Raw genomic sequence first — 14,165 nt, 5'->3', positions numbered from 1 at the left:
CGCGAGTGATGAACGGCGTTCATCACAGCCCCCGCTGTACCAGCTTCGCCTTGCCCGCCGCATCGCGCTCGACGCTGATGTCGTAGCGTTTGCCACGGAAGCTCACCCCTTTGAGCGTGAGCGATTTCCAGTCGGGAGGCAGCACCGGCGCGTAGGCGGGATCGAGCCCCTTGTCGTCGATGCGCAGGCCGGTGAGGCCGTAGACCAGGCTCTGGATGTAGCCGGCCGAGGTGGCGAGGATGTAGCCGGCATTGTTGGCCACGGTCTCGGTGCGCACGTTGAACGGCGGCTTGAGGAAGCCGACGAGGTTGCGCTGCAGCCAGTCGCCGGCGGCCTTGCCGTCGCCCAGCTCCGCCTCGCCCACGGCGAGCATCACCATCATCATCTCGTTCGGGTCGTCGCCGTGGGTCTTCAGCTCGTGCAGCTGGAAGTCGAAGTCGTTGCGGCGCACGGCGTCGCTCATCGGCAGGTCGAGGTTGGGATACATCAGCCAGGCCAGCGAGGAGCCCATCCAGGTGATCTTGTCGTGCGGCACCGAGGGGTCGAAGTCGTAGTGGCGTTGCGCGGCGTCGTCGAACGGGATGTACATCCTGTCGGCGATGCGCGACCACTGCGGGTCGGGCGTGGCGCCCACCAGTTTCGCCGCTTCGACGGCGATGCGCAGCGCCTTCTGCGCGGCGGCGTTGGTGAACGCGTCGTTGGGCACGTCGTTGTAGGCCTCGTCGGGCGAGGTGACGTGCAGGATCCCGTAGCGGTCGTGCGCCTTGTCCCAGGTGACGCGGCTGGCCCAGAACTCGGCCACGCCATGGATCACCGGCCAGCCGTACTGCTTCAGCCAGTCCCGGTCGCCGCTGGCGAGCCAGTACTGCCATTGCGCGATGGCGACGTCGGCGTTGACGTGGATCTCGCGATACACGTCGTAGGCAAAGTGGGGTGTGTTGTCGATGCCGGTCTGCGGATCGGACTCCCACGGGTACATCAGGCCCTTCGCGCCGTACTGCTTCGCGCGCGCCAGCGCGGGCTGCATGGTGCGGTGGCGGAACATCACGATGGGCTTGGTGCGCTCGGGGTGTAGCAGCAGCAGCGCGGGGAACACCCACGAGTCGCTGTCCCAGAACGCGTGGCCGGCGTAGTTGGGGGTGAGCGCGCAGGCGCCCATCGGCCAGGCGGTGCCCACCGTGGTGTTCGACAGCAGGTAGTACAGGTCCGAATGCACGGCCTTCTGTACCTGCAGGTCGCCATCCACCACGATGTCGGACTGCCACAGCTGGTGCCATGCGTCGCGGTGGCGCGCGAGCAGCTTGTCGAAACCGGTCGCACGCGCCTGCGTGGCGAGGGCGAGATCGGCCTTCGCGTCGCCGCCCCAGTCCTCGCGCGAGATGGCGACGTACTTGGTGAACGCGTAGCTCTTGCCGCGCTCGACATGCACGGTGAGGTCGAGCGAGAGCTTGTACGGCCCCTTCGACAGCTGCGCGCTCTTCACCGCGATGCCGTCCGGCAATTGCAGCGCGGCGGCCTCGGCCATGGCAAGGCCCTGCCTGGCGCGGCCGTCCAGCCACAGCGTCAGCGTTTTCGCGTCGCCGTCATTCGACAGCACCTGCGTGTAGCCGGGATACCACACCGCCGCGCGGTCCGGCGTGGGCACGGGCTTGTTGTCGAGGTTCTGCCCGCTGGCGATCACCGCGGCGATCATCTGGTCGCCGCTCATGCTGCCGATCGGGAAGCGCGGCTGGTGTTCCGACCACAGCCGGATCGGGAAGCTGAGCTGCACGTCGCCGTCGAACTGCGGAGTGATCGTGAAACGGACTGCGGCAAGGTGCGGGTCGGCCTGGCTGACGAAGCTCTGCACTTCCACGCCGGTGGACTTGTTCGCGTAGTCGAAGCGGTAGCGCGTGGTGAGCGTGGCGTCGTGCATGTCCAGCGTCTGCGCGTAGCCGGCGAAGATCTTCGGATCCAGCCGCGTCGAGTTGAGCCAGCCGCCGCCGGGGTTGTAGTCGATCTCGTTCCAGCCCGGGATCGCCGCGGGACGGGAAATGTCGCTCTTGTCGTAATCCATGAACGCGACCATGTAGCTGCGGTCCGGCTCGGTGCCGCGCGGCGAGGTCATCACGGAGAAGTAGCCGTTCGCCAGGTAGCCGGGGAAATAGCTGCCAAAGTTTTCGCTGGTGCCGGTCAGCAGGAAGCTGGGGTCGGTGCCGCTGGCGAAGGCGTGGCCGAGCGGCAGCAGCAGGGCGAGCGCGAAGACGGGAAGCAATCGGCGGCGGATCGGCATGGCGTGTTTCCCGGTAGTTGCAGTCTGCAGCGGCATGTTCAGTGCGCGGGTCCGAACGGGTCGGTGACGCCGTCCATCCAGGGATCGTGGCTGGCGATGCGCCATGCGGCCAGTTGCGCACGCAGCTCGTCCAACGTGCCGGCGTGCGCGGGATCGGCGGCGAGGTTGACCACTTCGTCCGGATCGGCGGCGAGGTCGTACAGCTCCTCGGCGGGACGATGCAGGAACGCGTCCAGCGTGCGTTTGCCCAGGCGCGCGCCCGGCGTGGCGAGGATCGCCTGCCAGCTCGGCGAGCGCGCCACGTCGCCCGCCACCGGCACGGTGAGGGACGGTTCCAGGTTGAGGAAGTAGCTGTGGCGGCGCGTGCGCACCGAGCGCACCGGGTAGTACTGGTTGATCTCGTGGAAGCTGCGCGTGGCGAACACGCGGCCCCAGCCGGCCGGGTTGGGTGTTTCGAGGATGGGCAGCAGCGAGCGCCCGGGCAGCGGCGCGTAGCGGTAGTCGGCGGGCGCGGCCACGCCGGCCCAGTCGAGGATGGTGGGTGCGATATCCACCCAGCTCACCATTGCGCGGCAGCGCAGGTTGCCGCTGTTCCGCCGTGGCGAGCGCACGATCAGCGGCAGGTGGATGCCTGCGCGGTAGAGGTTGTCCTTGGCGGCGGGGAAGGCGCGGCCGTGGTCGCTGAGGTAGATCACCAGGGTGTCGTCGGCATGGCCGGCGGCGGCGAGTTCGGCGAGCATCAGGCCGACGCCGCTGTCCAGCCGGCTCACTGCTTCGCAGTACTGCGCGAGGTCTTCGCGCACCGCGGGCAGGTCGGGCAGGTGCGAGGGGATGCGCACGTCGGCGGGCGCGTAGCGGTGGCGCGGTACCTGCGGCCAGTCGCGGGTGTTGGCGAACTGCGTGGCATCGCCGGCGCGGTGCGGGTCGCTGTAGCCCACGGTGAGGAAGAACGGGCGTTCGCCCTGCGCGCGGATCCAGTCGCCGGCCTCGTGCGCCATCGCGGCGACGTCGCGGATGCCCGGCTGTTCCGGCAGCAGCCAGGCGTCGTAGTCGAGCAGGATCTCGGGCTTCACGTGCAGCTTGCCGACGATGGCGGTGGCGTAGCCGGCCTGCTTGAGCATCCACGGCAGCGTCTTCACGTCGTCGCGCAGCGAGAAGTTGTGCACGTCGTGCGACAGCCCGTACATGCCGTTGGTGTGCGCGTAGAGGCCGGTGTACAGCGTGGCGCGGCTGGAACTGCAGGAGGAGACCGCGGCGTAGGCGTCGGTGAACAGCGTGCCCTCGGCGGCCAGCCGGTCGAGCGCGGGCGTGTGCACCGCGCCACCGGCGCAGCCCAGGTCGTAACCGTGGTCGTCGGCCACCATCAGCAGCACGTTGCGCGGGGCGGCGGTCATGCGGTTTCTCCGGCGATCGCGGCGGGCGACGGCAGGCGGTCGATCTTCCGCTTGAAGAAGAACAGGCTCACCAGCATCAGCGAGATCGGCAGCAGCGAGAAGTAGAACGCGTGGATGCCGCCGAAGCCGGCGAACACGCGCGCGGTGACGTAGGAGCCGGTGGTGCCGCCCAGTGCCGAGACCACCACGATCAGGCCGGTCATCGCCGCATGCATGGGCTTGGGCAGCGAGCTCAGCGAGACCGAATTGATGACCGGGTAGATCGGCCCCATCAGCAAGCCGAGCAGGGGGATCAGGTAGGCGGCCAGCGGCGCGTGGAACCAGTCGATGCCCGGCCGCGCCACCACGCCGTGTGCCAGCGGCAGCGCCACGATCACCAGCGCGCCCATGCCGACCACGCAGGCGTTCAGCAGCACGTACCAGCGCACCCGGCGCAGCGCCAGCACGGCGAGGAAGCGGCCCAGCCCGATCATGCCGGCGAGCACGCTGGCGAACTGGATGCTCATCGCATTCGGCAGCTTCAGCACCTCGTTGTTGAAGGTGGGCAGCCAGGTGCCGAAGCTCTGCTCGATCATCGGGTACAGGAACACCGAGAACAGGAACACGTAGACCAGCGGGCGCGCCAGCAGCCGCGCCATCTCCAGCATCGCATCGGTGGTCGAGCGGTTGTGCCCGTGCTGGTGCGCCGCGCTCTCGTCGAGCTGCGCGGTGGCGATCAGCAGCAGGCTGAGCGCGCACAGCCCGGCCAGCGTCCAGTACACGTTGAGCCAGGCCGGATCGCCTGGGTTGGCGGGATCGACGTACAGGCTGAACAGCCAGTTGCCGCCCAGCACGCCCACCATGAACAGGCCCTCGATGGTGTTGGTGAGCCGGCCATGCGCGGCCTTGTCGGCAGTGAGCAGGCCGATCGAGGAATACACGCCGACCTTGGTCAGCGCGAACGCGAAGCCCACGCAGGCGAACAGCAGCCGCGTGGTGACGAAACCCGGGTACAGCGGCATCAGCATGCAGGCCGCGCCGACGATCACCAGGGCCAGCATCATCGAACGCCGGTAGCCGAGCAGCGGCAGGAACGAAGCCACCGCGAACGAGGCGATGGCGATGGTGAGGTCCTTATAGCGCTCCAGCGCGCTGGCCGCCGGCTTGTCGACGCCGAAGCTGGCGATGGATTGCAGGATCACCGTGCCCACGCTGTTGAGCAGGATCGCGAAGACGATGTAGATCAGGGCCAGCGCGGCGATCATGCGGAATCGGTTCATGCGCACCTCGTGCCGGAGAAAAAGGCGGCCCGAACCGCCATCGCGCAATTCGGGCCGCTACGGGGGAGCGTACTGCTCGGCCAAGCGCCGACTCCGCCGCCGTCTCCGTTTGCGCGGGAACGGCGGCAGGAGCGGGTTTTCAAGCCCTCGTCAGAACTTGTACTTCACCTGCAGGTTGACCTCGCGGCCCTCGATCGAGCGGGCGAGGATCACGCCGCCCGAGCTGGCGAAGCCGAACAGGCGCGAGTTGCCCTCGGTGATGCCGATCTGGTTGGTCATGTTGGTGCCCTGCAGGCTGTACTGCCAGTGCGGCCCCACGTTCGCGTTGACGCCGAAGCTGAGGTCATAGTAGTTGCCCAGCGGCTGCTGCTCGATCAGGTCGCCGTAGCGGTTGCCCACGTACTCGTAGGTGATCCAGAACCTCAGGTCGCCCCAGGCGGCCGGCATGTCGTAGGAAGGCGTCAGGCGGAACTGGAACTTCGGCTGGCGCTGCAGTTGCATGTCGTTGAGGCTGGCGCAGCCCGGCGAGCCGTCCTGCTGCGTGTAGGGCGTGCAGGCCGCGCTGTGCGTGTAGTGGCCATCCATGTAGTCGCCGGTGAAGGCGATCGAGGCATGCGCGAACGGCTTGACCACGGTGGTGAAGTTGATGCCCTTGGTCGCCGAGGCGTAGTCGAAGGAGAACTGCGAGCCGTCGCCGTAGGTGATGGTGTACGGCACGTTGTAGAACAGCTTGCGGTAGGCGCTGATGTCGGCGTAGATCCAGTCGGCCTGGTACTTGAAGCCCACTTCCATGTTGTGGACCTTCTGCACCGGCGTGCTGGGCAGCCCGCGCAGGTCGTCGAAGCCCGGGAAGTGCACGCCGTCGTTCACGCGCACGTAGGCGCTCATGTTGTCGTTGAACTCGTAGTTCGCGCCCAGCGTCCAGGACGGCGCGGTCTTCTTGTAGTCGATGGTGCTGTAGCCGGGGACGAAGTAGGTGGAGCTGTTGTTGTAGAGCGTGGCCGGGTTGTCGTCCAGGTCGCCGGTGGCGGTGTTCTGGATGCGGCCGTCGGCCTTCTGCTGCTCTACGCGCACGCCGCCGTCGAACAGCCAGGAGCCGACTTTCCACGAGTCGGTGAGGAAGAACGCGGTGTTGAAGGCGTTCCATGCCTCGCCGATCGAGTTCGGGCCGCCGACGAAGCCCTGCGAGTTGGCCAGCACGTCGCCGTTGCTCAGCACCACCGAGATCGGGGTCGGGTTGTTCTTGGCCTGCAGCAGTTGGTTGTTGCCGAGGAACCAGGTGTCGTGGTCGTTGTAGACGGCGCTGTAGTTGCCCAGGGTCAGCGTATTGCCGTCGAACAGCTCCTTGCTGATGTGGAACTCGTTGGTGGCGCCCTGCAGGCGCTTGTGCACATACCACAGGCCTTGCGTGGTGACGTTCTGGTTCATGCCGGCCGCGCCGCTGCCGTCGGTGTAGGTGGCGGTGGCGCCCAGGCCGACGTCGGCGCCGGTCTCGGCGCCGGCGATGTAGTCGGCCAGCGTGGTCGGGTTCTGCCCGGTGCTGAAGTACGAGATGGTGTTCATCTGGCCGGCGGTGAAGTTGAGCTTGTCCGACAGCGACCAGCCATCGCCGAAGTCCAGGTCGAGGTTGGCGCCGAACGTGCGCATGGCCGAACCGCGTCCGTCGGCCAGGTTTACGTCAAGGCCGCCCGGCGCGCAGCCGGCGGTGGTGCAGGGCGTGGTCTGGAGGAACTCGTACTGGTCGGCCTTGCTGCCGAAGGTGCCGGTGAGCGGGCTGAAACCGGGGTAGTCGGAGAAATTGCCCTTGCTGGGATTCAGGATCGGCGTGTCGGTGACGAACTGGTTGTGGTCGCGCACGGCGCGGGCGTAGAACATCAGCGAACCGTTGTCCAGGTCGTGGCTCAGCGTGGCGGTCAGCTGGCCGCCGTTGTCAGCCGGGAACTGCGGGTCGCGCACGCCGCTGGACTTCCGCCAGAAGCCGCCGATGCTGCCGTACCAGGACTGCCCGATCGGGAAGCCGTAGAAACCGTCCAGCCGCTCCATGCCTTCCGAGCCGTAGGTGACGCCGATGTCGCCGGAGGGCGTCGAGGTGCCTTCGCGCAGGATGAAGTTGCCGACGAAACCGGGCTGGCCGTTGCCGTACAGCACCGACGGGCCGCCCTGCACGGCTTCCAGGCGGTCGATGGTGTCGTCCAGGCGGAAGATCGAGGATTGCTCGAAGAACGACAGCGAGGACATCGGGTACAGCGGCGAGCCGTTGAGCTGCAGGGTGACGTAGGGCGCGTCGCCGCCGCCCGGGAAGCCGGCCACCTCGATGTTGGCGCCGGTCTGGCCGCCGGAGGATTCGGGGAACACGCCGGGCGAGATCTTCAGCAGGTCGGCTACGCTGATCGGGTTCGCTTCCTTGATCTGCTGCCGCGTCGCGGTGGTGATCGAGTAGCTGGCGTCGATCTTCTTCACGCCGCCGGCAGCGGCGACGCCGGTGACGACGACGGTCTGCAGCGATTGCGCGTTCTTGGGGTTGGCCTGCTGCGATGCCCGTTTCGCGGCGGGCGCCTGCGGTGGTGGTTGCGTGGCGTCCTGGGCATGGGCCGTGCCGGTCGCGAGGGCGGCCGCGATCGCCGCGGACAGGGTCAAGCTTGTAAGTAACCGAGCGCTCATGTTCTGACTCCCCATCAGTTCGGATTGCGTGGTGGTGCGGCGTCGGCGGGAGGCCTAGCCGATGGGCCGCTTGTCGTTGTGATTCGGCCGATGTCGAACGCGGCGATGTTCGACAGCAGCACATCTGCCTCGGCCAGGGCCTCCGCCTGGCCAATGCCTATCGCCGCCATCCCAGCGGCGTGAATGCTGGCGATGCCCGCCGCGGCGTCTTCCACGCCGAGGCAGTCGGTCGGCGCCAGGCCGAGACCGGCGGCGGCGGCGAGGAAGATTTCCGGATCGGGCTTGGAGCGTGCGATGCGGCCGGCGTCGACCACGTAGTCGAACAGCCCGGCGATGCCCAGCCGCTCGAGCAGCTGCGGCGCGTTGCGGCTGGCCGATGCCAGCGCGGTCTTCAGCCCCGCGTCGCGCACCGACTCCACCGCGGCGCGCGCGCCGGGCAACAGGTGCCGCGGGTCGAGGCGGTCGATCAGTTCGACGTAGCGGGCGTTCTTGCGCGCCGCCAGGCCGGCCTTTTCCTCGTCGCTGTAGCGGCGTGGCGCGCGCTCGAGCAGGATCTCCAGCGAGCCCATGCGATCCACGCCCTTCATGCGTTCGGCAATCGCCTCGTCGAACGGCGCGTCGATCTCGGCGGCCAGCTGTTGCCATGCCGCGCGGTGCAGCACTGCGGTATCGGCGAGCACGCCGTCCAGGTCGAAGATCACCGCCCTGGGCGCATGGGTTGCCGCGGCCGGCTGCGGCAGCTGCAGCGACTCGCCGCGGCGCAGATGTTGCGGCTGCCCCCGATGCAGGAAATCCAGCGTGTCGCCGTCGACCAGCGTGTAGCGCACGCCGGTGGCGTCCACCTCTACGCGCAGCTGCGCGTCGCGCCAGCGCAGGCCGAAGCGGTAACCGCGCCAGGTGCGGGGCAATTGCGGCGCCAGTGCAGGTTGGCCGCCCGCTGCGCGCAGACCGCCAAACCCCCAGGTCAGCGCCAGCCAGCTGCCAGCCATCGCCGCCATGTGCAGGCCGTGCCCCGCGTTGCCATGCGAGTCGTCCAGGTCCACCCGCAGGGTGTCGAGGAAGTACTGGTAGGCCCGCGCCTCGCGGCCCACCTCGGCGGCGATCACCGCGAAGGTGGAGGCGGACAGCGTGGAGTCGTGCACGGTGACGCCTTCGTAGTAGTCGAAGTTGCGTCGCTTGGCGGCTGTGTCCACGCCCTCGCCGGCCAGCATCAGTGCCAGCAGGGTGTCGGCCTGCTTGCACACCTGGTGGCGGTAGATGCTGAGCGGGTGCCAGTGCAGCAGCAGCGGCCGCAGCGATGGGGCGCGCATCTGTTCGGGCGTCAGCCGCGGCTTGTCGAGGAAGCTGTCGTCCTGCGGGAAGATGCCCAGCTCGGGGTCGACCGGCAGATGCATCGCCTCGGCGGCGCGCCGCCATTGCGCGGCTTCGTCCACACCCAGCCCGATGCGCTGCACCAGTGCGGCGTGGTCGGCCGGGTGCGTGGCGAGCAGCCACTCGACGGTGGCGGCGGCATCGCGCAGGTGCCGCTGCGCCATGCGGTTGGTGTAGTGGTTGTTGTCGACCAGGGTGGAGTATTCGTCGGGCCCGGTCACTTCGTGGATGCAGAAGGCGCCGCCGCGACGCGGGTTGCAGTGGCCGATCTCCAGCCAGATGCGCGCGGTCTCGCACAGCATCTCGGCGCCCATGTCGCGCAGGAAGGTTTCGTCGCCGCTGGCGTCCACGTACAGCCGGATCGCCCACGCCACCGCCGCGTTGATGTGGTACTGCGCCGAGCCGCCGGGGAAGTAGGCCGAGCACTCGTCGCCGCCGATCGTGCGCCAGGGGTACAGCGCGCCGCGTTCGTGGTTCAGCTCGCGGGCATGGGCGCGGGCGCGATCCAGCGTGGCATGACGCCACGCCAGCATGTGTCGCGCCAGCTGCGGCGCTGTCGTGGCCAGTACCGGCAGCATGAAGGCCTCGGCGTCCCAGAAGCAGTGGCCTTCGTAGCCCTCGCCGGTGAGGCCCTTGGCGGCGACGCTGCCGTGGTCGTCGCGATTGCCGGACTGGAACAGCTGGAACAGGTTGAAGCGCAGCGCCCGCTCCACCTCCGGTGCACCGTCGATGGCGAGGTCGGCCGCGTGCCAGAGTGCCCCGAGCTGTCCCGCCTGGCCGGCCAGCAGGGAGGGGAAGCCTGCTTGGCCGGCCGAATCCAGCGCTTCCGTGGCACTGGACAGCAGGACAGGATCGACGCTGGCCGAGGCGCCCGGCGTGGACCAGGTCCACGCCGCGAATTTCTCCAGCGCCACCTCGCCGCCGGGAGCAAGCGTGCCGGCGAAGGTCTGCACCACGCCATGCGGCGTGCGCGTCGCGCCGTGGAAGGAAAGCGCGGGGTCGGTCAGGCGATGCGCCTGTGCGCAGACCAGCCGGATGCCGCTGTGGGTGGTGTGCTGGCCCACCCAGGCGAGTGCCGCGTCGGCATGGGCGTCGTGCAATTGCAGGCCGCCGCTGAGGTGCGCGCCGATGCGCGGGTCGTCGCCCTGGCCGGTGGCCGTGCGCACGGTGTCGATCGCCGATTCCAACGCGATCGGGCCCTGGTAATCGATCGAGCGCACTCGGTAGCGGATCGCCAGCAGGCCGGGCCGGTCCAGTGGCACCAGCCGTTCGGCGACGATCTCCAGCGTGCCGCCGCCCGGCGCGCGCCAGCGCAGCGTGCGGCGGTAGCAGCCGTCATGCAGGTCAAGCCGGCGCTCCAGCGCCAGCCATTCGCCTTCATCCAGCTGCACCGGTGCATCGCCCAGCCGCAGCCGGATGCGGCTGGCGTCGGCCACCGGCAGGCGCGTGTCGGTGTGGCGGGCAAAGCCGGTGAAGCGCTCGTGGTAGGCGATCGGCGAGCGCTCCCAGACCCCGGCGAGGAAGCAACCCTGGCTGGGGCTGTCGTCCTCCTCCAGTCCGCCGCGCACGCCGAGCGAGCCGTTGGCGAGGGCGAACAGGCTTTCATCCTGGGCGAAGCCCGTGCGCTGGTGGCCATGACGGACGAGCTGCCAGGGATCGGCTGCGTCAGAGGCATGCGGCGCCGCGCCCGCATCGGCGGGCAGGGCGGGCGGAGCCGCATCATGAGTCTGCACGTGATGACTCCCCTCACATGGTTGCAGTGGGCGCCGGAGCGATGCCGACGCGTGTCACGGAAGGAGCATACGGGGCAATGATATCGATATCAAGATATCGATATCATTGCCGGTGAAACAGGCGTGGACAGGCCTGTGGAACGACCTTGGCGCATTGAACATGCCGCCATCGCGGGCGACACTAGGCCTCCGCTGAGGCCGGGCGTTTGCGCCCGGGTCCATCGCCGCCCGGAGGGTCGTCGCTTGAGTTCCGCCAAGAAGAAGCAACCCGCTGCGGCGCAACCCGGCCTGACCATGGCGGACCTGGCGAAGCTGGCGGGGGTGTCCAAGATCACCGTGTCGCGGGCACTGGGCGAAAGCCCGCTGGTGACCCCGGAGACGCGCGAACGCATCCAGGCGCTGGCGCGCAAGCACGGCTACAAGCTCAATGTCAGCGCGCGCAACCTGCGCCTCCGGCGCAGCCACACGGTGGCGGTGATCGTGGAGATGAGGCCCTCGTCCGGCCGCACCATGTGGGATCCCTACCCGCTGTCGCTGCTGGGCGGCATCTCGCAGGAGCTGACCTCGGCCGGCTACAGCGTGCTGCTGACCACGCGTCATGACGCGGCGAACGCCGCGGTACAGGCCGCCGACGGCCTGATCCTGCTGGGCCAGGGCGTGCACCAGGATGCGGTGAAGCTGTACGACCGCATGGGACTGCCGATGGTGGTGTGGGGCGCCGAGTCGGCGCAGGACAGCCACATCGTGGTGGGCAGCGACAATCGCCACAGCGGGGTCAGCGTGGCCGAGCGCTTCCTGTCGATCGGACGGCGCCACCCGGTGTTCATCGGCAACTCCGACCATCCGGAGATGGCCCAGCGCCTGCACGGCTTCGTCGACGAGCTGGCCGGCCACGGCATCAAGCCGTTGCTGCTGCAGCGGGTGGACTGGACGCTGGAGTCGGGCGTCGACGCGGTGCGCTCGCTGGCCAGCCGCAAGGTGCACTTCGATGCGATCTTCGCCTGCAGCGACCTGCTGGCGATGGGCGCGATCCGCGCGCTGGTGGAACTGGGCCTTTCCGTGCCGAACGACGTCTCGGTGGTGGGTTACGACGACACACCGCACGGCGCCAGCTTCCTGCCGCCGTTGTCGACGGTGCGGCAGAACTGGCAGGAGGGCGGCGTACTGCTGGCGCGCAAGGTACTGGCACTGATCGACGGCCAGCCGGTGGCCTCGCAGATGCTGCCGACCAGCCTGATCGTGCGGGCGACCTGAGCCGGGGTAGAGCCTGTTCAAATCTCCACGTGGCCCGCGTTGCGTTGCCGTGGCCGTCAGGTGGTGGCGCGTGGCGCAACGCCTGGCTGGCAGAGCCTGCCCCTGCGAAGGCAGGGGTCAGGCCGCGGGCTGCCGCATGGCGGCCACGGCAAGGCAACCCGGAGGGCCGGGTCAGTTTGCCCGCATGCCGGCGTCATCACTCAGTCGTGGACGGACGTCCACTCCTCAACTCCTCAAGGCCGAGTCCACCCATGGACTCCCCCCGCGTGCCTTCGTTCTTCCCTGGCCTGCGCGCAAACAGCTTCCGGCGCGGGCCAGGTGGAGATTTGAACAGGCTCTCAGCCCACTGCCGCCTCGCCCGCCAGGCGGTTCATCTGCGGCGGCGTGAGCAGCAGCCGGAAGCAGCTGCCGCCGCCGGCCACGCGCACGTATTCCAGCGAGGCCTGGTTCGCCTCGGCCATCTGCCGTGCCAGGTACAGCCCGAGCCCGGTGCCGTATTCGTGGGTGGTGTAGAACGGCTCGAAGATCTGCGCGGCCACCTTGGGCGCGATGCCGGGGCCGCGGTCGGTCACTTCCAGGATCGGCTCGCCGTGCTCGCCGCTGCGCGCGATCACCATCACCCGCGCCGGCTCGCCGGGCAGGCGGCCGTAGCGCAGTGCGTTCTGCACCAGGTTCCACATCACCTGCTGCAGCTGCTGCGGATCGGCCATCGCGGCCACCGCGGTGGCGCCGCCCACGACCACCCGCAGGGTGTCGTTGCCGATGTCGTTGCCGAGCTTGTATTCGTCCACGAAGCCCTGCGCCCAGCGACCCAGGTCCAGCGTTTCCGGCCGCGAGCGTTCGCGCCGCGACAGCTGCAGGATGTTCTCGATGATCTCGTTGAGCCGCACGCAGTGGTTGTTGATGATCTCCACCATGCGCTGGTCGGCGGTGTCCATCTTTTCCGACTCGGCGAGCAACTGGGCCGAGTAGCGGATCGCCGCCAGGGGGTTCCTGATCTCGTGCGCGATCGAGGCGGACAGCCGGCCCAGCGAGCTGAGCGTGAGTTCCTCGGCGCGGCGCGACAGCAGCGAGGTGTCGTCGAGGAAGATCAGCACCAGCGAATCGTCGTTCGGCGCGAGGCGGGAGAAGCGCGGCACCACTTCGGGCACGCCGTCGGCGAGCTGGGTGGCGGTCTCGTCCAGCTTGCCCGAGGTCATCCAGTGGTACAGCCGGCGCGACAGCTCCGGCGCCAGCCGGCCCAGGTCGCGCTGCTCGGCGCTGGGGTTGCCCAGCAGCATCCAGGCCGACTCGTTGATCTGGTGGATGCGGTTGGCGTCGTCCACCAGCAGCACGCCGGTCTTCATGCGGCGGATGATCAGCTCGTTGACCTGCGAGAGATTGGCCAGGTCGGTGCTGCGTTGCTCGGCCAGCGCCTCGCTGGCGCGCAATTGCCGGCCCAGCACATGGCACAGCGTGGTGATCGAGAAATAGGCGAGGCCGAACAGCGCCGATTCCAGCAGGTTGCGCTCGCCATAGGCACTCCCGGGCTGGGCCAGCAGGGCGTGGGTGAGCAGGCCCAGCGTGGCCAGCGCGGCGAAGAAGCTGGACAGTCGCAGCGACAGGATCAGCGCGCCCACGCCGAGGTTCACCGCCAGCATCATGGCGATGCCGATGCGGGCGTAATCGATCACGCTGAGCGCCAGCACGGCGGCGGCGATGTCCACCACCAGCCAGGTCGATACGGTCGCCTTCGCGTAGGGTACGCAGCGCCCGGTCAGCGCCAGCGCCGCCACCGCGAACAGCAGGTAGGGCAGGGTGACAAGCAAGGCGAGCTGTGGCGAACCCAGCGACGCGCCGCCGATCTGCATCGGCGCGAACGCCAGGCCGATGTACACCAGCGCCTGGATCAGCCGGAAGGTGTTGAGGAACAGCATTTCATGGCGGATCGCCGCCGGAATGGCGCGCGGGGCGTTGAGCTGCGGCAAGGCGGTGCTGGACACGGTGTACGGCACTCCGGGGCGGTCACGGCGGAGTATAGGGTTGCCCCCCGGGAAACTTCGAGCCGCCGGGCCGGCCCCGGTAGCCCGGCGAGCGATCCGGCTCCGGTCCGCAGGCAGCGTCTCGCGGGAGCTGTACGGTGCCCGGTGGCCCGGCGGCAAGCCAGGCCCGGAGCCGTTTCCGGGGCGCCCCTTTCCATCGGGGGGCGCTTCCGCGAAAATAGGCGGCCGTGTTGCGCGGT

General features: G+C 68.8%; 7 protein-coding genes. 1 reads left to right on the top strand and 6 read right to left on the bottom strand.

The window, feature by feature from the left end; translation table 11 throughout:
• Nucleotides 1-22: 22 nt before the first annotated feature.
• The 5 genes from ABQJ54_RS13015 to pgmB all read right to left on the bottom strand — a co-directional run bounded on the left by ABQJ54_RS13015 (nucleotide 23) and on the right by pgmB (nucleotide 10,690).
• The gene (locus tag ABQJ54_RS13015) at nucleotides 23-2,272 is read right to left on the bottom strand and encodes a glycosyl hydrolase family 95 catalytic domain-containing protein (protein ID WP_367854739.1); all 2,250 of its coding nucleotides are present in this window, start codon (nucleotides 2,270-2,272) and stop codon (nucleotides 23-25) included.
• A gap of 38 nt (nucleotides 2,273-2,310) precedes the next feature.
• Nucleotides 2,311-3,666: a sulfatase family protein gene (locus tag ABQJ54_RS13010; protein WP_367854738.1), complete on the bottom strand. Its 1,356-nt coding sequence runs from the start codon at nucleotides 3,664-3,666 to the stop codon at nucleotides 2,311-2,313.
• On the bottom strand, nucleotides 3,663-4,925 hold the full coding sequence (locus tag ABQJ54_RS13005) for an MFS transporter (protein ID WP_367854737.1): 1,263 nt from the start codon (nucleotides 4,923-4,925) through the stop codon (nucleotides 3,663-3,665). Before ABQJ54_RS13005 ends, ABQJ54_RS13010 begins: the two co-directional genes overlap by 4 nt.
• A gap of 150 nt (nucleotides 4,926-5,075) precedes the next feature.
• Nucleotides 5,076-7,586 carry a TonB-dependent receptor gene (locus ABQJ54_RS13000; RefSeq protein WP_367854736.1) on the bottom strand — a complete coding sequence of 837 codons (2,511 nt, stop codon included), beginning with the start codon at nucleotides 7,584-7,586 and terminating at the stop codon, nucleotides 5,076-5,078.
• Between the two features lie 14 nt (nucleotides 7,587-7,600).
• Nucleotides 7,601-10,690: a beta-phosphoglucomutase gene (gene pgmB / locus ABQJ54_RS12995; RefSeq protein ID WP_367854735.1), complete on the bottom strand. Its 3,090-nt coding sequence runs from the start codon at nucleotides 10,688-10,690 to the stop codon at nucleotides 7,601-7,603.
• A 294-nt stretch (nucleotides 10,691-10,984) separates the two neighbouring features.
• Here pgmB and ABQJ54_RS12990 point away from each other — a divergent pair, with 294 nt between their 5' ends.
• A complete protein-coding gene (locus ABQJ54_RS12990) occupies nucleotides 10,985-11,944 on the top strand; it encodes a LacI family DNA-binding transcriptional regulator (RefSeq protein ID WP_367854904.1) in 960 nt (319 codons plus the stop codon).
• Between the two features lie 338 nt (nucleotides 11,945-12,282).
• Here the strand turns inward: ABQJ54_RS12990 and ABQJ54_RS12985 are convergent, their stop codons facing one another.
• Nucleotides 12,283-13,926, bottom strand: coding sequence for a sensor histidine kinase (locus ABQJ54_RS12985; RefSeq protein WP_367854734.1), 1,644 nt, complete (start codon nucleotides 13,924-13,926; stop codon nucleotides 12,283-12,285).
• Nucleotides 13,927-14,165 lie beyond the last annotated feature (239 nt).

Source organism: Rhodanobacter lycopersici (assembly GCF_040812335.1).
Lineage (GTDB): Bacteria > Pseudomonadota > Gammaproteobacteria > Xanthomonadales > Rhodanobacteraceae > Rhodanobacter_A > Rhodanobacter_A lycopersici.
The sequence above is the reverse complement of the archived record's forward strand: the minus strand, read 5'-3'. Positions and strand labels throughout refer to the sequence as shown.

Excerpts from the sequence above, each read along its gene's own strand:
- ABQJ54_RS13015 (WP_367854739.1), bottom strand. The coding sequence starts at position 2,272 with ATGCCGATCCGCCGCCGATTGCTTCCCGTCTTCGCGCTCGCCCTGCTG.
- ABQJ54_RS13010 (WP_367854738.1), bottom strand. The coding sequence starts at position 3,666 with ATGACCGCCGCCCCGCGCAACGTGCTGCTGATGGTGGCCGACGACCAC.
- ABQJ54_RS13005 (WP_367854737.1), bottom strand. The coding sequence starts at position 4,925 with ATGAACCGATTCCGCATGATCGCCGCGCTGGCCCTGATCTACATCGTC.
- ABQJ54_RS13000 (WP_367854736.1), bottom strand. The coding sequence starts at position 7,586 with ATGAGCGCTCGGTTACTTACAAGCTTGACCCTGTCCGCGGCGATCGCG.
- ABQJ54_RS12990 (WP_367854904.1), top strand. The coding sequence starts at position 10,985 with ATGGCGGACCTGGCGAAGCTGGCGGGGGTGTCCAAGATCACCGTGTCG.